Origin of the sequence: Bacteroides sp. 41_26, assembly GCF_949740115.1 — a bacterium.
Classification (GTDB): Bacteria; Bacteroidota; Bacteroidia; order Bacteroidales; family Bacteroidaceae; genus Bacteroides; species Bacteroides nordii.
In genome coordinates this window covers 42,040-64,746 of the sequence record NZ_CATJGZ010000043.1, presented here as the reverse complement: position 1 = coordinate 64,746, position 22,707 = coordinate 42,040, and the positions used below count along the sequence as shown (strand labels likewise).

The 22,707-nt window shown below is 42.0% G+C and carries 10 protein-coding genes; 1 reads left to right on the top strand and 9 read right to left on the bottom strand.

Going from position 1 to position 22,707, the window contains the following annotated elements:
- Nucleotides 1–102 precede the first annotated feature (102 nt).
- The 9 genes from QX565_RS01915 to QX565_RS01875 all read right to left on the bottom strand — a co-directional run bounded on the left by QX565_RS01915 (nucleotide 103) and on the right by QX565_RS01875 (nucleotide 22,157).
- Nucleotides 103–3,432 (bottom strand): pectinesterase family protein, encoded by a 3,330-nt coding sequence (locus QX565_RS01915; protein ID WP_289290963.1) that lies wholly within the window; start codon nucleotides 3,430–3,432, stop codon nucleotides 103–105.
- 228 nt (nucleotides 3,433–3,660) lie between these two features.
- Entirely contained in the window at nucleotides 3,661–5,235 is a 1,575-nt protein-coding gene (locus QX565_RS01910) for a pectate lyase family protein (RefSeq protein WP_289290961.1), read from the bottom strand.
- A gap of 21 nt (nucleotides 5,236–5,256) precedes the next feature.
- Nucleotides 5,257–6,903 (bottom strand): DUF5123 domain-containing protein, encoded by a 1,647-nt coding sequence (locus QX565_RS01905; protein ID WP_289290959.1) that lies wholly within the window; start codon nucleotides 6,901–6,903, stop codon nucleotides 5,257–5,259.
- A gap of 20 nt (nucleotides 6,904–6,923) precedes the next feature.
- Nucleotides 6,924–8,948, bottom strand: a complete 2,025-nt coding sequence (locus tag QX565_RS01900; RefSeq protein ID WP_289290958.1) for a RagB/SusD family nutrient uptake outer membrane protein — start codon at nucleotides 8,946–8,948, stop codon at nucleotides 6,924–6,926.
- 12 nt (nucleotides 8,949–8,960) lie between these two features.
- Nucleotides 8,961–12,161 carry a SusC/RagA family TonB-linked outer membrane protein gene (locus tag QX565_RS01895; protein ID WP_289290957.1) on the bottom strand — a complete coding sequence of 1,067 codons (3,201 nt, stop codon included), beginning with the start codon at nucleotides 12,159–12,161 and terminating at the stop codon, nucleotides 8,961–8,963.
- A 618-nt stretch (nucleotides 12,162–12,779) separates the two neighbouring features.
- Complete coding sequence (locus QX565_RS01890) at nucleotides 12,780–14,438, bottom strand: LA_2272 family surface repeat-containing protein (RefSeq protein WP_289290956.1); 1,659 nt, start codon at nucleotides 14,436–14,438, stop codon at nucleotides 12,780–12,782.
- Nucleotides 14,439–14,452: 14 nt separating this feature from the next.
- Nucleotides 14,453–18,943 carry a hybrid sensor histidine kinase/response regulator transcription factor gene (locus QX565_RS01885; RefSeq protein WP_414429670.1) on the bottom strand — a complete coding sequence of 1,497 codons (4,491 nt, stop codon included), beginning with the start codon at nucleotides 18,941–18,943 and terminating at the stop codon, nucleotides 14,453–14,455.
- 319 nt (nucleotides 18,944–19,262) lie between these two features.
- Nucleotides 19,263–20,414 carry a dienelactone hydrolase family protein gene (locus QX565_RS01880; protein ID WP_221649252.1) on the bottom strand — a complete coding sequence of 384 codons (1,152 nt, stop codon included), beginning with the start codon at nucleotides 20,412–20,414 and terminating at the stop codon, nucleotides 19,263–19,265.
- 15 nt (nucleotides 20,415–20,429) lie between these two features.
- Entirely contained in the window at nucleotides 20,430–22,157 is a 1,728-nt protein-coding gene (locus QX565_RS01875; protein WP_289290952.1) for a pectinesterase family protein, read from the bottom strand.
- 121 nt (nucleotides 22,158–22,278) lie between these two features.
- Between QX565_RS01875 and QX565_RS01870 the strand changes: the two genes are divergently transcribed.
- Entirely contained in the window at nucleotides 22,279–22,620 is a 342-nt protein-coding gene (locus QX565_RS01870) for a cupin domain-containing protein (RefSeq protein WP_221649250.1), read from the top strand.
- Nucleotides 22,621–22,707 lie beyond the last annotated feature (87 nt).

Here is a 22,707-nt window from a genome sequence, read left to right as displayed (position 1 = left end):
TTTAGTCGTCACATAGCCCGCTATGCTCCTCGTAAAAACGAAAAAATATCCTCAAAAATAACTCTCAAAAGAATGCTGAACAAAATTTAAACAGGCTCTAAGTTATTTATTAAATATTTTCTCAGTATTCACACTGCCGTCGCTCTTATAATGCCGAACGATAGTAATCCCCTTGACCGGAGCCTGTATTTTCAAACCTTCTACTGTGTAATATTCGGTTCTGATAATATCAGTACTTACTAATGTATCTTCAATACCTACACCCGAAGAAGACACACCGCTCAGACCTCCGTATTCATTGACAGCCTGAACTGTATATTTAGCTATCGGATCGTAATCATAGGACGTTTCTGTGGTGAAACCAATAACATTGCCATCTTTGGATATTGCATAACAAATGGCAAAAGGAACAGCCTCCCAGGTTATTTTACCATTCGTAATCTTCACTACCGGAGCTGCACAAGCTTCGGTTCTCAAAACCGGTTGCCATGCATCCTCACCGGTCAGTATGTTCTTCACTGTATATTGGGCAGCTTCTTCGGCAGTCAATACAGCTTTGGAATAACCTTCTACTTTCTTGTCACCATCCATATAATAATAGTAAGTATTGCGGTTGCTCAGGTCTACCGGATTTCCATTCTTATCCATTGTGTTGTATTCGGCCCAGAGAGCAGGAAGTCCCCCCATTGTCTGATACCAGCCGGTTGCAGGGATAGACACTTCGGCGATAGTATTGATAAAAACAGTTTTCGGATTATTATGCCAGGGACGACCCAGCCAGATGGAATAAGTAGAAGGATCACTGACACGGTCAGTAGTAATCTTATTATTCATAAATACATATCCCCACTTTGTAGATGCACCATGGCTGGGTGCTACAATGTATCCACCTGCCGGACGGACAATATTCAGAATACAATCGTCAAAGTATGCATCACCACCTCCATAAATAAAGTCGACAGCACCTTCTATGAAGCAGTTCTTCAGGTAATGGCGATGTGCATTATTCTTAGTTGAAGTAAGATAAGTATCCTGATAACTCAGAAGTCTGCATTTGTTTAAGATAATACGGTCATTGTTGGTGTACAAAGCCAATGCCTGCGGACCTCCGTTCTTTTCAACACCCCAGGAATTCTCTAAAGTAATATTCTCAAAATAACAATCGGCAGCCTGACAGACTACGGTAGCACCGTCGGCTACTCCATAAGTGGGAATCGAAGGATCTGATATACCCCCACAAAGGCGATCATCTGAGATGATAACCTCATCGGCACTCTGGCCAATAAAATGTAAGTACGGTTTTGAATCCGGAATATTAACGTGTCCCTTGTAAGTACCCTTCTTTATAAAAATCAGGTAAGGTTTCACTTGTCCGGCAGGCGCTGCATCGATCGCTTCCTGTACAGTAGTATAATCACCTGTACCATCTTGTGCGATAACAACATCAAAGATACGTGCCTCCGGCTGAATACGTTCCATAGTTGTGAAAGTCAGTGTGCAACCTTTGAAAACATTGCCATGTTTGTCAGTCACTGCACCTTCGGGCATAGTGAATGTATAAGTGGTATTATAATCCAGCGCACTGTAAGGAAAAACAACTGTTTTACCACTGAATGTTCCTTTCAGAACTTCACCTCCTAAAGTACAATCACCCGTACCTGCCTGGACTCTCTTGTCAAAGGTCAGAATGATAGATCCTCCGGCCGACACACCTGTATCGTTTTTCTGCGGAATGGAAGCTACCAATACCGGAGGTGTAGGATCGATGATACCGTCCTCGTCTCCCGTTACAAAAACATCTGTTATACAGGTTCCGTCAAGACCGGAAGGAGTACCTACAATAGCAGATGTCACATCGGGACGGAAACGAACATACACTTTTTCTTTTCCATCGCACTCTGAAGGTAAATTAAAATGACCCGTATACCAAGACTTCGCTGCTTCAAGGGTGATAGTTCCCAAACGAGTGTAGGTAACACCATCTACAGAATACTCGGCATTCTGAACAGAGAAAGCATTATAGTTGCAACCCATTGTTGCCGATACTTTCACGTTGCTGTAACCCAATGTCTTAAATGATACTTCATAATAATACAATTCACTCAAAGGCAACGGGGCATTTTCGGTCACTGTATTTACACGCAACGCTTTCCAGCAGACAGCACAATACATATCGTTGTAAGGACCATTGGCGACTCCCTTCGGCAACCAGCTTGAAGTCGTTTTATCTTCTTTGTGCAAAGAGAGTAAACCGGCATTTTCCGTATCACTCTTATAGTCGGCAGGACGTTCGCTGCCCGGTTCATCCTGATACATATCCCACCCCACTATAAAGTCACAGGCACTGAACTTAGCAGTAACATTCTGATCCTGATGCATGGTAATTGTACGAACTTTAGCAGTAGAATTGTCTTCCCAGTTCAGAAAAGTAAAAATCGGATTATTTATAGCTGTCAAAGAAATCTCGGTTCCTTCTTCATACATCATTTTACCATTAATCTCAGTACCGGCCGGAGAGATTGTAACCAGATTAGTATTTGCTCCGCCTTCGAGATTCACATTCAGTGAATAAGTATTCGTTTTGCTATAATTTGCAATCAAAACAGTATTCTTCTCTATCCTGAAGTTATAAGGATTGGAATCGGATATAATAGTTCCTTCTGTATCCGTCCAATGCAGAAAATGATAACCAAAGTTCTCTGTTGCAGAAGCCGTAATAGCCGTACCTTCATCATAACGTTCGGCAATCGGGTTTAAAGTGACCTGTCCTGCATTCACATCAGAAAGTGATAGTGCACAAGTATAAGACTCTACATCCTCTGCCTCTCCGGAAACAATACCTTCCAACAGAATGCCGGTCAAGCCAATTGTTTTGTTATTGGCCAAAGTGTAGACAGAAATTGAAATATCAAAGGCCCCTTCTTTTACCTCATATCCCTTGATGTCATAAGACAATTCAGTATAAGGAATGTCTTGTCCGCTACGCCCCAGTGTGGTGACATCAGCCAATGTGGTAACATTATCTCCGTTCGCACACCTGATAATTAAATTACCTCCGCTCGTACCAAAGCGGCAAGCCGCAAAACTGATTCTTGTCGGTGTGAAAGTGAGTCCTTTCTTAGGTATTACAGTAAACGTCACATCATCCGAACCATCTGTAGCCGCAGTACCATGTTGTTCTCCCGGTCTGATTTGAGAGAATGTCAGGTTCCCGGATGTCCCTGTGGATGGCATGGAGAGGTTGCTACCTAATTTAAAAGAGGTGGCAGAGAATATATTATCGTGAGAGACAGTAGCAGAAGTTTCATTGGCCGGACCACTTGTAAAAGGCCATACAGCTGTCAGAGTGACTTCATCTGCTCTTAACCCTATTGGGATACAGAACAAACAGCTTAAAAGAACAAAAGCTTTCAATAGGAATACTCTTTTCATGATTTTCATTTTTTAGTTAAACAAAAGTTTGATTATCAGACACAAAATTAAGTTCTTCCTATAACCCGCAGGGGGACAATTGTACGCAAATGGAGGAAAATACGACACCAATGAATAAAAAAGATCCGGACTCATCCCAAGCCCGGACCTTACACATGCAAAAGTTAGCTGATCAAGCTATTACTTTAGTTAAACACGGTTTTACTGAACCACAAACTTTTTACCTTTCTATTCATTGACTTTATTCTGCTTTTCGGTAATATCACTAACCAGACTATTCATATAAACTTCAAGATTAGTGTATCCTTCTTTACTCAAAGTCTTTGCGTTACCATCAGAAGTATTATTCGGATCCAATCCGTTTTTAGTCTCCCATACATCGGGCATACCATCCCCATCCGAATCTTTCAGCTCATCGGCTGTCACACCTCCGTCAGACAATGTAGGCCAGGGACTGGTTGCCCCTTCAGGCATTACGTCCGAAGGTAAATCGATCAAACCGGAAGCGTCGGCAGCACCTTCGGTCACAGTTCCGGTATAGGTGGCAGTTCCTTCCTTAGTCTCTTTTGCGATACGTTCGTCGATGATGTCTCTTTGTTTTGAACATCCGGCATACGCCAGTACCAGGTCAAATGCCTGTTTTGCAGTATGTGTGGTAATCACATCAGCATCAAGCGGGAGTGTTAGGCGAATCGTGTCACGGGTTACCGCAGTGAACAGTCCGTCATTTCTTGAATCGTCAACCTGCTCATACATACCTTTTGTCCAGTTGTCGTTGGTCACCTCATCCGTACCTTCCATCACGTTTCCGTCTACATAATATTTCCCCCATACATGCAGCATCGGGGCAAATGCCGGATAGGTAGCCACATATTCCGCAGTACGGATACCAACTCCGGCAATACGATAGCGAACCGCCTTTTTGGCAGGAGTGGCAGGACCCGGTTTATAGTAGTTGTTTACAATATTCACCTTCATACCTTCGCCGCCATAGCATCCGTTGCCTGCCCAGTTATAAATCACATTGTTTCTCATATCCATGTGTTCACGTTCCTGAGTAAACGGGCGCGGGCCAAGGCGTGGCGCACGGCTCTCATGATGTGCCAGCAAGTTATGATGGTAGGAAGCGCCGGCACCACCCCAGTTACCACCATATCCGTGTTTACCTTTTCCATGACCGGCTGTACGCAGGCTCTCGGAAATGATACACCATTGAACAGTCAGATTCTCACCTCCGTATACGGAACAGCACTCATCTACCGACCAACTGATGGAACAATGATCTACAATGACATTTTTGTTTTCCATACCTCCCAGTCCATCGGGTTCACCGCCTCCTTCATTACCTACGCGAAAACGCAGATAACGGAGAATGACGTTACTGGCTTTGATCGTCACCGGATAGGTAGCAATACAGATCCCCTGTCCCGGAGCTGTCTGACCGGCAATAGTCAGATCTCCGTTAGTGATATTCAGATCACTTGTCAGGAAGATCGTTCCGGCTACGTCAAACACAATGGTTCTTGCACCACTTTGCGAGATTGCATAACGCAACGTTCCCGCCTTTGTACCGTCTTCCAAAGTGGTCACATGATACACTTTTCCTCCCCGTCCGCCAGTGGTCATCCGTCCGAATCCTTCGGCACCCGGAAAGGCACAGGGATTTCCGGTAGGTTCCGGTTCAGGCTCTGGTTCAGGGATTACTACTCCTGTAGGAGGATTAAAAAACTGTTCTGTTTCGGAGCATCCTCCCAATAGGAACGGGAGGAATGCACACAAGTATATAAAATTCATTTTATTCATAACGTATCTGTTATTTTAGATTTAATTAGACTTGTTCCATCTGGGATCTCCTGCCACCCCTTCACCGGGGAATTTAACACCGGGTTTAAAATGGAAATCACCATTGACAGGATCGGTAAACAGATCCTCCGCCGTACCGGAGAAGGTATTGATATTGGCAAACGGACGACTTGTATTCAACTTCACTTCGGAAGTGAGGTAACAAGTGGCAAAATCCAAATATTTGTAATTACTATATCCGCAACCCAGTTCTGTGTTTTTATTAGGACCGGCAATGATCAGATTGGTCACAGCTATCTCCGTAGGTTGTGTCTGAAAACGGAAGAAATTGCTGGCTCCGAACTCGTTATTGTAGATGGTGCATTTATCAAATGTTATATCGTCCACTACACCCCTCGCATCAATCAATGAACCCATCTCTATAAATGTACAGTTGGAGACGGTTACAGTCCCGAGATCTGCCGGATTAGCAACAATCAGTGCATAACCATTGTTGGATACGTGGTCGATGATACAATTATTGAATACTACAGCGTCCAGTTTTACCCCCGATGTTGTGCAACGTACCACTGAACGATTATAATTGGATATATTACATCCTGTGAAGCTGACCGTCTTAAACTGATTAGCACCAAAACTGAAAAGATAGTTACTCAGTTCACCATCTAAGGCAAGCTTATCAAACGAAACGGATTGTACAATCTCATTCAAGGATACAGCCCCTAATTTCAATAAAGGTAATTCGCCTGTTGCCGAAAGTGTACCCGCAAACGCCAGATTCTCAATACCACCCGGAATGATAATACCGTCAGGATCGCTCTCGCTTTCTTTTATACCGATATAGTTATAAGTTTGTCCACCTTCAAAGATTAAAGTCAGACTGGTTGCACCTTCTTCTGCACATCTTCTTAATTCAGCATTAATCGGAGTATCGGGCATAATAGTAAGAGCCACTGAATTGGGAATACCGGAAGTACGGAAGGAGACTTCTCCACGCTTGTTCTCTCCGTTGAATGCATAAACAGTATAAGGAGTACCACCTTTCAAACCTCCCAGAACGTACATACCTGCACTCAAATCGACTCCTGCTTCCTGCAGATTGATACGTCGTTCTGTCTCCATTATCAGTTCACCTGTACTGCTATTCCTCTCCCAAATTACAAATTCCGTCAGCTCATTAACCGGAGTCCAATAAAGAGTTACTTTGTCAATCTCCGGAACATTACTTGTGAATATCTGTTCTTTGGGAGTTTCAAAGAAAAAACTTACATAGCCCGATTCAACCAACGCTCTACTGATTGCTTTCATACGAACGGAATACTTGGTTACTCCTTTCAGATTATTAAACCAAGTACGGTATTCTACTTTCGTCTGGTTAGAATCATCCGAATAGACAGTCAGCGTATCAGCTAAAATCGTATCGGTACGCACAATGTGATTAAACTGCAAACTATCTTCACTAAACTCGAATATATATACGGAAGCATTCACTACCTTGTTGTAACTGATCTCGACAGCAGTTGCCTTTACTGATTTACTTTCAAATGCCAACGGACGAAACAGCCGGTCGTGACTCGAATCTATACCCCAATCATTGATCTCGTCATCACAACTCACCATAAGAGTGCATGATAAGAGGGCGAACAGCAGACTTATTATATTTTTCATATTCATTCTTCTTAAAATAATTAATAACCGTAAGAATTGCTCACATGGCCCTTACTTTCATAAACATCCTGATTATAGATAGCAAACAAATGTCTGTTATTACATTTACCGTTACCCATTGTCTTGGTCACCATGATATCGCGGATATCCGCACCGTATTGGAGCTGGCTGTAGAAAGAAGAGTAGTCATAGTTTGCCATCAAACCGGATGCAGCACATAATACACTGACATATGCACCCAGATGGGCTGTGGGTTTCTTCTCACTGTATTGATGACGTCCCGATCCCCATTGAACCTCCGTATAAATACTCTCATCGGGATTACCCGGTAATTCTTTGTAAAACTCAATTGACTTATAATCTATAAATTCAGGCAATGCAGGATCTTCATATTTATAGTAGACGCTTGTAGGAATATCTCCCGGATTAAAGCTTTTATCAAAAATGGTAAATGGCTGAGTTCCGTCCATCATCAGGCAAAGCGTTTGCTTCATCTCTTCAATCTTTTCATCCAGCATTCCCCAACGGATCAAATCCATTTTACGTACTGCTTCGCCTCCAAACTCCCACGCACGCTCATTTACAATAGCATTGAAAAAGTTAGTGTCATATTGCTTGATTTTAAGAGAACCTGCACCAAACGCACGTTCGCGTACCTGTTCCAACGCTTCACGGGCACTGATATGAGCTACTTCACTTTTAGACTCAGGGCCATAGAGTTCATTGCGTGCCTCGGCATACATCAACAGAATGTCCGGATAACGCATGATAATCCAGTTAATACCATTGCCAAGACGGTTGGTTGCCGTACTAAGAAGTGATTTCCAGCTATCTGATGTCCAGAAGAAGTTCCATTTATTGAGTGACATGTTGAGCATATCCCCTTTGATGGTTTCTTTCGTATCATTGTTGGGATAAGAAGCCCAGGTCACTGCATAGTCTCTGCGCAAATCGTCCCGATCGAATGAGTAGAAGTAATAGGCATGTGAAGATACATAATTTCCGCCCATACTACGGCCATTTGTATATTTGGTATTGGTACCCATACCGTACCCCATCAGGTTACCGATGTCACCAACCTGTCCCATCCCCATGGCTACTTCAAACAGGTTTTCATTATAACTGTTCAAATCTAAGCGGCATACTGTTTTCCAGATATCTCCATAATCAGGATCAAGTTTATGAGGGTTATCTGCACTGCCTATAACACTAGCACATGCCTGCTCGGCTATCTCATAATATTTTTTCCAGTCTTTGCGGCGTCCTGTATAGTAACCGTTCAAATCGGCAATTCTTGGATGATGCTCTACGTTTGCATCCGAGAACTGATTGGCATCACGTACAGACCATCCTCCGGCAAACAAAGCGACACGCGCCAGCAAACCTTGAGCAAAGCCTTTCGTAACGCGTTCACTGGTATAACCATCCTGCCCCATCCACGGCAGGTATTCGGCTGCTTCCTGCAGATCTTCTATAATCTTGTCATAAATAACATCGCGATCTGTCTTTCCAATGTACACATTAGACAAATCGGAATTCGCCGTTTGTTCCTTATAAGGAACATCTCCCCAATAACGAACCAGCTCAAAATAGGCCAATGCACGCAATGTCAATGCCTCTCCCAGATAAACCTGCATTGCCTTCTTTTCAGTCTCCATCAACGGGGAATTACGAATGCCTTCAACAGCAGTAGCAGCCAACTCTGCCATACGGAAACCATCCGTCCAGCGGCAACGATATTCATAGATATCACACCAGAAGTGTTGGAATCCGGTTTCTCCGGAGTTGTAACCGGTCTCGGCAAATCCTCTATACCCTTCGATATCCGAATATCCCTGCCAGTTGATAGACATACGTCCTTTATATAAATTATCGCTGGCGAGCGTAGCATATACTCCCATCAATGCGGCTTCCGTCATAGACTTTGTGGTATATACGGTTTCGGGGCTCAATACAGAAGGAGATTCTGTATTCAGATAATCCTCGCATGAGCTGAATAAAAGCACCATACACAGGAATAAAGTATATATATTAATTCTTTTCATGGTTTGTTTAAATTAAAATGTGACATTAAGACCAAAAATATAACTATGACATTTCGGATAAGCTGAGATATCCTTACCGGGAGTCAGATTGTTGCCGGAAGTACTGACCTCTGGATCTTGCCCGCTGTAAGCAGTCCACGTTTTCAGGTTATTGGCCGTAAAATAAACACGAAGATTCTGTACGGCGAACTTTTGAGTGAACAGTTTGGGTAATGTATAACCGATTGTCAGGTTACTGAAACGGAGGAAAGAACCATCTTCTACCGCCCAGTCTGTAATGATGGTAGAATTAGTAAGCGGATGCCAGATACGTGCATTCTGATTCAACTCCATCAGACGTTGCGGATTGGCATCATTTCCATAATAAATGTTTTTGCCGGTTTCGGGATCAACTGTAAGGAATCGGTTTTCCATAGACATGATTGAACTTAGATTCTGGTACTTCTTACTTCCGGCATAGGTTGTATAATCAATCTTACCGGCATTAAGAATATCATTACCATATACCCAGTTGAACATGGCAGAAAGGTCGAATCCTTTCCAAGTTGCATTCAGGCTGAAGCCACCGATATGTTTTGGTAATGCATTACCAATCACCTGACGGTCGTTCTCAGCAGTAATCTTTTTATCGCCATCAAGGTCTTTCAATTTGATATGACCGGGACCGTAATACTTTTCACTTCGTGACATCAGGTCGTAGCAGTCTACCACTCCCGGATTAATCTCCCATGATTTAGTAACCTCATTGAAAGTAAAATCATCAAATCCATACATACCCTCTGCCACATATCCATAGATCAATCCGAGCTGTCTGCCCACGATAACGCGGTAGTCGTCTTTACCTATATCGGCCGTATTGGATGAAACGATCATTTCGTTATTTCCGTCCAATGCATCTACACGATTTTTATTGAAAGAGATATTGAAGTTGGCACTCAGGCTAAAATTCCGGGTCTCGATAATTGTTCCGTTCACAGTTAATTCCAGACCTTTATTAGTAGTCTGGCCAAGATTCTGGTACTGGCTTTCATAACCGGAATGTGAAGGCAACGGTACTTTCAGGATCAAATCTTTGGTAATGTCTTTATAGAAATCCAAAGTCACATTCAGCCGGTTGTTGAAAAATCCCAGGTCGAAACCTAAATTAGAAGAATACTTGGTTTCCCAGGTCAAGTTCTCATTACGAAGTACCGTTGAAGTCTTTAATGAGCCGGTTGATTCTTCTCCCGGATAATAAATCTTATTGGCAGATGTTTCAAAAGCATAATTCTGACGCCAGTAAGAGCCTACACGGGCATTACCGGCAAGACCATAACTTAAACGAAGTTTCAAGTTACTCAACCAGTCCTGGGTGGGCTCCATAAAGTCCTCTTCGGAGATTCTCCATGCCAAAGCGGTTCCTGGAAAAAATCCCCACTTTTTGCCGGGGGAAAATACGTTGGTACCATCTTCACGGGCAGTGACCGTAATATAATAACGGTCGTTGTAAGAATAGTTGGCACGCCCAAAGAAAGAACTGGTACGGGCCGGTTCATTGATTGTGGTATAGGTAGGTTGTTCCTTACCCATATTCCACATAGCCAGAATATCTTGTGCTGTAAAATCATTTGGATAGAACATAGACTTTATACTCATATCTATCTTCTGGCTATGGTTAAGTTCGGTACCAAGCAATGCGTCAAAGCGGTGTTTCTTTTTCTTTAGTTTGTATTCCAAAGTTGCAGTACCTCCATAGCTGTTCCCCTTCATCGTTGAACGATTGGCTACCGGCATACCACCGTTATTCTTAGCCTCTCCGGTATTGTTGGTGTAGATGTCATCCGTATCATCATACATATAGGTATAAGAACCTTGTGCACGGAACCTCAACCCCTTTATGATATCCCAGTTGAAAGCAGCATTATATACATTGGAAAAGCGGTTCTGCTTTTTGTAGTTATTCACAATATTATAATAGGGGTCATTCAGGTCGGTCAGGTCTTCCGAATTATAGATATCCCCTCCCATGTCATTTTCGGATAGTGCGCTTAAAGTACCGATCGGTGCATATTTCACAATGTTGCGCAAGCGGTTTCCGGTAGATACTTTCGGACCGTCAATCGTAGTCTTGGACAAGCGCATGCCCAACTCTACAGATAGTTTTTTACCTATATTCTTATTGATTTTTGCGTTTACATTGTCACGAGAAAAGTTAGAGGTCTTCATGATATACGATTCATCATCGTGAACATAACTTACACTATATTTCAGATCTTCCGTACCCCCTTTGATGCTTACATTATAATTCTGTTTGACACCGGTATTACCGAACATTACATCCTGCCAGTCGGTACCTGCTTTAGAAAGATAAATATCAATGTCCTCCCACCGGCCGAAACGGCCAAACCATCCGGCACTTGCACTCGGATCCAGTTCACGCTGATAGAATACATATTCATAAGGTGAAAGCATGTCGTTCATATTATACACATTGCTGAATCCGACCGAAGCGCCAAACTGGATTTCCGTTTTACCGGCTTTCCCGCTTTTGGTTGTCACCAGCACAACACCATTTGCTCCTTTAGCCCCATAGATGGCTGTTGAAGAAGCATCCTTCAAAACATCAATTGTTTCAATATCGGTAGGAGAAATATCATTGATATTTTCCACCTGAAATCCATCGACTATAAAAAGAGGTGAATTATCCTGCGTAACAGAACCACCGCCACGCACAAGTATTTTGATTTCGGCATCCGGAGATCCTTCGGTAGTGGTTACATTTACACCGGCAAGGCGTCCGGTGATAGCTGATGCGGCAGAGGTTACAGGAATATCTTTCAATGTTTTTTCACCTACCGAAGCAATTGAACCTGTCAAATCTCCTCGTTTACTCGTACCGTAACCGATAACAACCACTTCATCCAATGCCTGGGCATCATCACGAAGTACTATTTTCAATACCTTTCCGGCCACTGCATCTACCTCGTGGGTAGTCATACCAATGTAAGATATAACCAGTTTTTTCCCCTTCCCGGAAACATTCAAAGAGAAATTACCATCCAAATCAGTAATGGTACCATTGCTCGTTTTTCCCTTTTCAACAACGGAAGCACCAATGACCGGTTCTCCGTCCGAATCGGTCACAATTCCTTTTACAGAAATGCCTTGTGCTAAAACTCCCAGAGGGATTATCAACAGCATAGCCAACAGCCATGCTATTCGTCTGTTTTTCATTTTGTAAGACTTTTGTTTCATGTTAACAATACTAAAGTTGATTATGGGGCAAAGTTCTGTAATTTAGGACTCTTAATAGGGTAATATTTAGTTGAAAAGGGGAACTATTTCGACTGCTATGCACAAAAAACGCTTCCTGCACGGGGAGATACGCCAAGCGATGGTTTATTGAAACGCAGATGAACGCAGATTTTCACAAAAGAAAACAAATAAATGATAAAGAATTACAGTCTTTTAATCTGCGTTCATCCGCGTTTCATCAAAGATTTAAAACTCTGTGGTGAGTTTAGCTCATTATTATTCAAATATGAGCTAAATAGCTTTGTGTTTTCTATGGCACACGGATAAGGCAAACCGAACGAATGACAACGGATAAGATTTTCTTCTTCCCTGATCACCAATAAACAGGGACATTTACTGAATACCCCTGATTAAAGACGAAAAAAGGCAACTAACTCGCAATGAATTAGTTGCCTTATGTTTTTTTTTATTTAAAGAGTATCCCTTTTATACCCTTTTCTGTAGAAGATAAGATACCAAAAACAAACGACCTCTTTTATCGTAGTAAGAAATATCTTTCTGACAAGTTTTTATAAACACTAAATGATTCTCTATAAATTAAAAACCCCAATTAAAAAGAGGGAAACTACGTCTGTCACTCTTATTCCAAAGCCCTATTTGCAATCCCTTTAGCCTCTTTGCACTGTTGAACAAACCTATCTGGAGACCATGAACATGATCCGTTGCAAAGTTAAACATACCAATCTGTACACCTCGCACTTTCATTCCCGAATTCCCCAAAACACCAATTTGCAACCCAGTCAGTTTATGAGTATACGTCCAGCAACCACCTACCTGTAATCCATTACTATAAAACGTTCCATTACTAAGTCCTGCAATAGATATCCCATTGGTACGATAATTAGTTGTTACTAACCCACCAAAACCCAGGCCGTTGACAATATGACTGTCCAAAAGAGAACCTGCTATCGAAAAAGAAATCCCATTGGTAGTACTAAAACGATTTTTATATAGTATTGCTACATCCTCCTCCGTCCGATGCCTCCTGCTTTCCATCATCAAAGAAGGAGGCATAAGAAGAAATGGAGGCATTAAAGCCAAAGTAAGAGACGAACCTATCACATCCAACTTTATACCATTGGTTGTAACGTTTCTCAAACCATCAATTTCTCCAATACCAAGTGAAAGACCTGTAATGCGTGTATTCTTATGATAATAGGTCCATATAGGCAGTCTGTTTTTTTTAGCTATAAAAATGGTATCTGAGACGGGGATACTGTCTTCAACAATAGGTGGAGTATGAGGTATGTGTTTCAATTGAAAAATATTCTCTTCGATAAAAACGGGCAGTGGTATTTCATTGCTAATACTGTCCGTAGCGAACTCCAGATTAATAAGAGTGGGCATGCCTGTTATCTCCGCCTTTACAAAATAATTCGTTCTTATTCTATATTTATCATAATAATACGTAGGAAGTTGCCACACAATCCTGTCTGCAAGCATTTCCTCACCTCTGAATATGATTGTATCCTTCCCTTCAAATAAAACGGTTTTATATCCCTTTTTATAATTAAGTATCAGATCTTGTCTTGCCTTCTCAGCTTCCTCATCCGAGAAATAAGAATCCCAGGAACAATTCAAAGATTCATAGTTACCTGCCAGCTTACGATAATTATTCCTAAAAGACTTCAGCCCAAGAGTATAGGCAAACATAATTTTTCGTCCTTTATCATCAGAGATTCGGGGGTTCTCTATTTTCTGTCCCAAAAAACAAATTGTGTCATTACCAGCAGGCATAAAAACAGATTGAGGTATGCCGTTAGTACAAATCTCGTCAACCAAACGTCTCTGAAATAAGGAATCTACCTCTCCGTGCTTGGAGAAGGAAATGGCAGAAAGTAAATTCTCAGCCACCAAGTACACATATACTGTACGTAGATTCGGAATGCTGTCTATATAAGGTTGATAATTCCAGGAATACACAGAAAACATTCCGTCTTGGGATATACTGACCCGTTTCTTCGTATAGCATCCAAGTAATGAACTGGCCAATTCCCACGAATATTTTTCTTTTACTTTTCTATCTTTAGAATTCTGAATATCAAGACTTCTGGTCTCTATTTTATATCCATTACCTTGAAGTTCAATGCTATTTTCGCTGGCTTTAACCTGAAAAGGCTTCCAGATATTATTGGTCTGTGCCATACCCCAATGGCATAACAGAAAAAAGCTCAATAATAAAAGTCCCCTTTTCATTATCCGCCTAACAATTAATTATACTTTTTCCCAAGATTGTCTCTATACTCGGTTGGTGTCATACCAAGTTTAGACTTAAAGCATTTACTGAAATAGCGCGGATCATTAATACCTACCATATAGGAAATCTGCGTCATATTGAACTCACCTGTTTCTATCAATTGGGCGGCACGGTTGATACGCATCTCTTTTATAAACTCAATCGGAGCCAGGCCCGTCAATGTCTTCAGTTTTTTGAAGAAAACAGAACGGCTGACTGCAACTTCTCGCACCAGATCATCCACCACCAGATCACCATTATCCATATTTGCTTCCATAAGTTCAACCAGTTTATCCATAAACTTACGGTCGTTGGGAGACATATCCGGAAGCTTTTCTTCCTCCGTAGCAGCTTCTTCTGAGGTTGATAAAGAAGAAACATGCGTATTATTCATCAGATTGTCTCTATAAAGACTTTGCAGTTTCCGACGCTGGGAAAGCAGATTCTCAACACGTGCCTTCAGATAAGTAGCACTGAAAGGCTTCGTTATATAATCGTCTGCACCATACTCCAACCCTTCCAACTTACTTTCGATAGAAGTCTTAGCCGTCAGCAAAACAATAGGAATGTGACTGGTAGTCATATCGGCACGCAATTCTTTAGTCATTTCGATACCGTCTTTCTCGGGCATCATAACATCGCTGATAATAATATCCGGCACAAACTTGAGTGCTTTACTCCAACCCTCCATGCCATCTGCAGCTTCTACCACCCGATACATTGAGGAGAAAATAGTACGCAGGAATGCACGCAGCTCCTGATTATCTTCTACCAGCAACATTACTTCCTTATTGGAGCTTTCCTCCGGCTCTTCATCCTGCATCCCGGTTTCCGGATTTACAATCGGAATAACGGAAGCCGTTGCATCCATCACAGGGACAGGAATAGTCATGGATGTAGTAGTAACAGCATCTTCGAGAATAAATTCAACCGTTTCGTCATAATGTTCCTTTCCTTTGAGGAAATCTACCTTGAAACAACTACCTTCACCCAGTTTGCTATCAACAGAAATAACAGCTTTATGCATCTCTACCAACTCTTTCACTAATGAAAGGCCGATGCCGGTACTTGCCTGATTGAACAGATTTTTATCTACCAGGTTTTCAAAACGAACAAAGAGAGATTTCTTCTTACTCTCGGCAATACCAATGCCCTGATCCTGTACCCCTACAGAAACAGTTCCTTCATCTTCATGAATAAACACACGGATCAATTTTCCGCCCGGTGTGTATTTAAAAGCATTGGAAAGCAGGTTAAAGACGATCTTCTCCAATTTATCTTCATCTACCCAAAGGTAAAGTTCATCCTTTTCTGTTTCAAACAGGAAATCAATGTTGTGCTCCTCGGCCAGTGATTCAAAATTATCCATCACCTTACGTACGAAAGCTACTATATTGACACGCTGTACCTGCATCTTCATCTTCTTATTCTGAATCTTCCGGAAGTCAAGAATCTGATTAACCAGGTGAAGCATACGATTCGTGTTACGCTCTACAACTACCAACTGTTCGCGGGCATCTTCCGGTAATTTAGAATTCTTCAATACATACTCTACAGGGCCGGCAATAAGTGTCAGCGGAGTACGAAGTTCGTGAGATATATTGGTAAAGAAACGCAGCTTAATATCCGAAACCTGCTGTTCTACAGACACTTCATGCTTCAACCGATAAATGGTAAAGAGGATATAAACAGCCACAAAGATCACAAGCAGAATAAACAATACATAAAGGAAATAGGCCAGTGGGGTTTCCCAGAATGACGGCAGTACTACGATGTCGAGAAACCGGGTATTGTCCACCCACACACCGTCACTATTGGTAGAACGTACTTTAAATGTATAGTGTCCCTTCGGCAAGTTAGTATAGGTGGCATTGCGTAGCCGGTCGGCATACGTCCACTGATTTTCAAAACCTTCAAGAATATAGGCATACTGAATATTCTGCGGATTCGTATAATCGAGTGCTGCATACTGAATGGCAAAAATATTTTCTTTATGAGAAAGTACCAGTTCTTTGGTATCGTCCAAGCCTACCTTCAATACTGATCCTTCGCCCGGAACAATGTCCTGATTGGCTATCACCAACTTAGATAATACAATAGGAGGTACAAAGCTACTCTTATTGATAGAATCGGGAGCGAACATGAAAATACCATTACTGGCACCAAAAAGCATATCCCCCGTGGAAGTTACTGCTGAAGCTGCTTCACTGAAACGTACACGGAAAGTAATACTACGGTCGTCATAATTCTCAAAACGCTCTTCACCGGGAATGAATTTACTGATTCCATTCTCTGTACTCATCCATAAATTCTGCTTCTTATCCTCACGAATGGAAAGCAACACATCAGAAGGTAGCCCATCAAGTACGGAATAAGATTTGAACACTCCGTTTCCATCTTTATCAATAGAAAGAAGTTTATTGAGACCTCCTCCAAAAGTAGCAAGGTAAAGCTCCTTCTTCTTTGTGGCAATAATCCAGTGCACATCATTATTACTCAAGCTCTTTGCGTCATTCGGATTACGAGAGAAGTGATGGAACTGAATCTCTTCGGGAGTTTTAAAATTCTCATCAAAGGCAACTGCCCCGGCTGTGGTTCCCACCCAGAGATACCCATTGTTGTCCGATGTAATGAAACGGGTTTTATAGCAAAGGTCAATCGGATATCCTTTCAGGTTATTACGGTGATTGACAAAAATAGTATTGCCGGCTTTATCTTTTGATATATAGTTAATTCCGTTGGCAAAGGTTGCTACCCAGATTCTCCCGTTATGGTCCTCGTAAACGCAATACACATTATCATTACTCAGACTATACATATCATCTTCATCATACTGATAACGGGATAATTTGTAAGATAATCCATTGGGTGCAACCGGCTCGGCACGTACCAATCCATCACCCTTTGTAGCAATCCAGAGTATTCCTTTCGAATCCTGAGTTATATCATAGACCGTACCTTTCATTGGTACACCGGAAAGTGAAACATTACCTGCTTCGGTCAGGAAACCCATATATTTATGGTTTTCATCATACACTCGAAGACGCCCATCTTTCAATCCAACCCATATATTTTTATGCTTATCCTCACATAGTGCACGTACTTCATTGCTTAATGATTCATAACTATGCTCTTCGGGAGTCAGCATACTAAACTGAACTGAACGAAAAGTAACCTTTTCCAATCCCTTTGAATGAGTACAAATCCACAAATTGCCCTGCTTGTCCGAAAAAGTAGAGTGAATTTTATTGGAGAAACGCCAGTCACTACTTCCTAACTCATCATAAAAAGGCACAAGGCTCTGTTCCTTACGGTCGTAAAAAGAGAAGCCTCCACCATAGGGATGCACCCAAAGGTATCCGTTAGTATCTTCGTGAATATGAAAAGAAGGGCGCGAACGGTCGGCAGCAGTAGGCTCTACACGCATCTGCTCCCGTTTTAAGATCCCGGTAGTCGGATTGAAATGAACTACTACTCCGGGTTCTTCCTGCTCAAACCATACTTCGGAAGATTTATCTACATAAGCCGAAATAATAGGTGCGGAAGGCAAATTACGACAAGTAATATGGGAATAATGTATGTGTTCTTTGGTTTTCAAATTGTAGGTAAAGAAACCATCAGTAGAAGTGGCTATAACGACCTTATCTCCTCCTACCGCACTGATAGCAGCAATACGCGAACGAGTAGGAAGTTCAAGTAACTCAAACTGACCGTTCTTTTTCTGGTAACGCCACACGCGCCCCCTATCCGAACCAAAACAAATCTCCGCATCATCCTCCTGTACAGCATAGAATGCCTGTTTGGGATCAGAAAACCGTTCTTTAGTCTCTACAAAATAGGAAACCGGATTTTTCTCTCCCGGACGAATTAGCCCTAAACCATTATCCGTCAGTATCCATTCATTATTGTTAGCATCCTGATATACTTTAAAAACTTTTGTAGCAGGGAAAAGACCGGATTTTGCCGAATAAATGTCAGTAGAGAGATGGTTTGTCCCAGCAGGAGTAGTCACACGGATGGCACCATCATTCTCGGTAAGCAACCAAACGGTCCCGCAAGGAAGTACAGTGATGGTATTTACATTGGAAGTACTACCCGGTTGGCCGGCAGCAGGCACTTGTTCGAAAGTCTCCGTACGCGGATCAAAACGATGAGCACGGTTATCATAAGTCAGCAACCACAAAAAACCGCTGGGGTCTTCGTACATTCGGTCGACACGATTGTTAGTCAGGCTGATAAAACTTCCCTGGCGTGCTTTATAAGTCTTAAAAGAGTATCCATTAAAGCGGTTTATTCCATCCCAGGTAGAAAACCAGAGATTCCCTTTATGATCTTGTAAAATGCTCATTACAGTGTTCTGAGACAGACCGTCCTCCGAAGAATAATGGGTGAAGAAACAGCTACGCTGGGCATCAGTCGCCAGCGCGATACTCAAAAATGCTATCAGAAATAAGATTCTTCTCATCATTTTATAAACTTCCATGCTGTAAAGATACAAATTAAACCGAATTTCACTGTGTTTTTGTATCCTTTTTAACAAGGTATTAGCATGAAAAGGAATAGATAATGTGGTAAGCTACAAGCTAAAGTTTGTTAGTTTAGGGTTTATTTTATACTGGCTAAGGTCCAAAGGTTATTATCAGTGTGCCATAGATTGTCCGGTGTTGTACTTTGTCTTTCTCAGAAAGTAACGTTTCCTTTCCCGGTGTGCAGTCTTGTTTTACATGTACATCTAAAACAATAACACTATTTAATAGAAGACTGATTAAAATCTAAGCAGGAATTTAATTTGTAAGTTGCTTATTAAAGAATGCCAGTATCTCCTCCTGCATCTCTTTACTACAGAAGTGAGGTAAATCCCATAGTCTGGTAATCAGTTTATCATCGGCTGACTGGTTCTTCCAGACCCGGTGCAACTGTGCATAAGCATCTTCTACAGCCGGAACCGGGAAGAGTTTATCCTTCCGTCCGTTAAAAAAAAGCATCGCTTTGGGACAGGCTATAGAAGCAATGTGAGGATAATCCAGATAACGCCTTAATCCGGGAAGTACATTGGCATAATTGGAATCTCCTTTACCACGCCCATAGTCAGGAGAAAGTTGATACTCCGTCGTAGTAAGCCAACAAACAGCCGCTCCAGCTTTTATTTTATCAGACAGAGCCGAAAGCATCCAGGATCGATAGGCACCCATCGAGAATCCCATACAACCGATTCGATTGGCATCTACTTCTCCCAAAGAAGCCAGAAAATCTGTGGTATAGATATCTTCATAAGAAATAAATCCACTCCAGCTACGCCCCAACATCTCAAAGCTACAAGCCAATGCCTGCTGACTTTCATAACGTACGCCTTCCTTGCGCCCGCGTTCTCCCCAGAAAAGGGCATCAATGGAAATCACCACATAGCCTTTGGAAGCCAGGTAATCACCTACATACTGATCATCATAACATTGATGTACCCATTTGTCAGCGTCCGACAACACAAGAGAATCGACACCGAAAGGACGAATCATTTTCTCTTTTCCAATGGAGAAATGCGCTCCGTGGTCGTGGAGTAATACAATGGCAGGAAAAGGTCCTTCCCCCTCAGGTACCAATAAATAGGCAGGTACACGAGAATAGGCAGAAAGATTGAAACAAATCTTACGGGCTTCATATCCGGAACGATACTCTATAGACACTACCTCCATATTATATTCGCTGGCAACAGGAGGTGGAGTCAACATGGCATCCAATACAGTAGCACGAGCGGTTTTCCGCCAAATGGAAAAATCCTTCAACGGACTATTTCCCCAAGCCATAGGATAGGTAAGCTCCTGTTTTATCTGATCGAGGAAAACAGGATACTCTTTCTCTATTTCATAAGAAGACACCTCTTGTGCCGTACTTGCTAATGAAACAAAGATCAATAAGCAAAAGCAGATTCGTTTCAACATTCGCATTTACTTTTATTATCGCACTACTTTTACCAACGCATTTCCATTCTTTACCGGATTCCATCCATCTTCTCCAACTAAGATTTCTTCTATCTGGTATCCTTTCAGTTTTTTAAGCTGATGGGAGAAAGTGGCACGAGCCTTTGGATTGGCGCCCTCTCCAAAGCTCTCATATTCGGCATAGAATACCGTTTTCTCTGCATCCTTTTTCCCCCAGTTATGCCATCCGGCAGGTTGTATGTGTTTACCTAAATTGCAACGAATAAATACTGCCTGTGCATAGGGACGCCATGGACGGGAAAGATAAACACCTTTCACACCATCATCGGCAGTGAGCGTACAGTCATAGAACACATAGCCATACTTCTTTCCTGCCTCCGTAGAAGGGGCTGTAACATACCCATCTCTCTTGCTATGAATATGGCAACGATTGAAGACAGCAGTAGACCAGCCAAATATGAAATCGACAGAACCTTCTATATAACAGTCTTCATAATACTGACGACTGTTTTTTCCGTATGTATAAAGGGTATCCTGGAAACCAAGAAACCGGCAGTTTTTAAAAAAGATCCGATCAGCAGAAACAAAACAAGCTACGGCTTGCCCAACAGGTCCGGCAGTATTTTCAAAGGTGATGTTCTCTGCATAAAAATCAGGAGCATAAATATAGCAGGTAGATGATCCGGAAGTTCCTTTGGTCTCTCCGAAAACATTCTTCTTATTGGCATAATCATCATAAGAAATCACAGCACCTTCCTGTCCTATCAGTGAAATATTAATCTTACTCTCGGGTACTACGACCTTTTCTTTGTATATACCTTTGCGAACAAGAATAGTAGTACGCACATCCTTACGGAAATCAGGCACTGCATCTATAGCCTCCTGGATAGTGAAGAAATCACCACTGCCATCCTGCGCCACCACATAATTGTAATGACGGACATACTTTGCCAGTTCAGGAACTACTTTTGCAATGGCATCTACCGCCAAACCGGCTACTACACGTCCCCCATATACATTGAGATGCGTATTATCTTCACGTCCTTTCGGGAAAGCCGGTACTTTATCGGGAGATACCCACATGAATAGTTTTTTAGATTCTACCGGTCCCAATCCCTGCACCAGATCATGAGTAATCTTATTCATGTCAATGAAAGGCACTCTCAACTCTTTTGCCACATTGCGGGGAGACTCAAGATAGGCACCATGTGTATCAAATAAAGTATCACCTTCCTGAACCGGTTCTGTTTCTCCGGCATCGTGACGTGTATCCTTGGCTATACTTTCATCCAACGGACGGACAAAATTACGGCGTACAATTGCATTGCAAAGGATGGGTATTCCTCCTTTAGCCCGAGTTTCATTTACAAAACGGCGCAGATTAGCGTCAAAAGTTGTTCCTGGTACAGTGTGCCGATCCTCTTTGGGCTTTTCATCGTTATGTCCGAACTGAATAATAACATAATCGCCTTTATTCACCTGGGAAATCACTTTGTCCCAACGCCCTTCATCAATAAAGCTTTTAGAACTGCGTCCGTTTACCGCATGATTGTCAATACGTACTTCTTGACTGAAGAATCCGGGTAACATCATCCCCCACCCACGTTCCGGATTACCACCTGTGATATTTTTGTTAGCCATTGTAGAGTCGCCTATCATAAATATGGTAAGCACTGGTTTATCTGCTCTGAAGGCAGATAGAAGAAAAAATAAACTCAATAGAGCTACCAGTTTCTTTTTCATTTTTGTCGAACTTATTTATATTGTTGTGCAAACTTACAGAGTTTTTAATTGAATGGCGTATAAAAACCGTTGTTTTAGGTGGAATAATTGTATATTTGGACAGGTTTTTAAAATTTGAAGTATGAAAACAAGAAGTAAAACATTCATTTTAGAAAAGGAAAAAGTATGGGAACCGGCAGGCGAAGGGGTTGTTCGCCAAATTATGGGATACGACGGACAAGTAATGCTGGTAAAGGTAAAGTTTGAAACGGGAGCTATAGGAACACCGCATACTCACTATCATACTCAGACTACATACGTGGCAAGTGGTAAATTTGAATTCACCGTAAATGGTGAAAAACAGATAGTAGAAACCGGAGACGGTGTTTATATTGAACCTGATGCAGAACACGGATGCGTTTGTCTGGAAGCCGGAATACTGATTGACTGCTTCAGTCCAATGCGGGCAGACTTCTTAAAATAAAAAGAAATAGAGGGTGCACAGGGAAACTGGTACACCCTCTTCTGCAAAGAACATCATCCCCGTAAGTCATCACGACTTTACTGCGGA

Bases quoted from the DNA above. Each gene is read 5' to 3' on its own strand.
- QX565_RS01880 (WP_221649252.1), bottom strand. From the start codon at position 20,414: ATGTTGAAACGAATCTGCTTTTGCTTATTGATCTTTGTTTCATTAGCA.
- QX565_RS01895 (WP_289290957.1), bottom strand. From the start codon at position 12,161: ATGAAAAACAGACGAATAGCATGGCTGTTGGCTATGCTGTTGATAATC.
- QX565_RS01910 (WP_289290961.1), bottom strand. From the start codon at position 5,235: ATGAATAAAATGAATTTTATATACTTGTGTGCATTCCTCCCGTTCCTA.
- QX565_RS01915 (WP_289290963.1), bottom strand. From the start codon at position 3,432: ATGAAAAGAGTATTCCTATTGAAAGCTTTTGTTCTTTTAAGCTGTTTG.
- QX565_RS01870 (WP_221649250.1), top strand. From the start codon at position 22,279: ATGAAAACAAGAAGTAAAACATTCATTTTAGAAAAGGAAAAAGTATGG.
- QX565_RS01900 (WP_289290958.1), bottom strand. From the start codon at position 8,948: ATGAAAAGAATTAATATATATACTTTATTCCTGTGTATGGTGCTTTTA.
- QX565_RS01875 (WP_289290952.1), bottom strand. From the start codon at position 22,157: ATGAAAAAGAAACTGGTAGCTCTATTGAGTTTATTTTTTCTTCTATCT.
- QX565_RS01890 (WP_289290956.1), bottom strand. From the start codon at position 14,438: ATGAAAAGGGGACTTTTATTATTGAGCTTTTTTCTGTTATGCCATTGG.
- QX565_RS01905 (WP_289290959.1), bottom strand. From the start codon at position 6,903: ATGAAAAATATAATAAGTCTGCTGTTCGCCCTCTTATCATGCACTCTT.
- QX565_RS01885 (WP_414429670.1), bottom strand. From the start codon at position 18,943: ATGAGAAGAATCTTATTTCTGATAGCATTTTTGAGTATCGCGCTGGCG.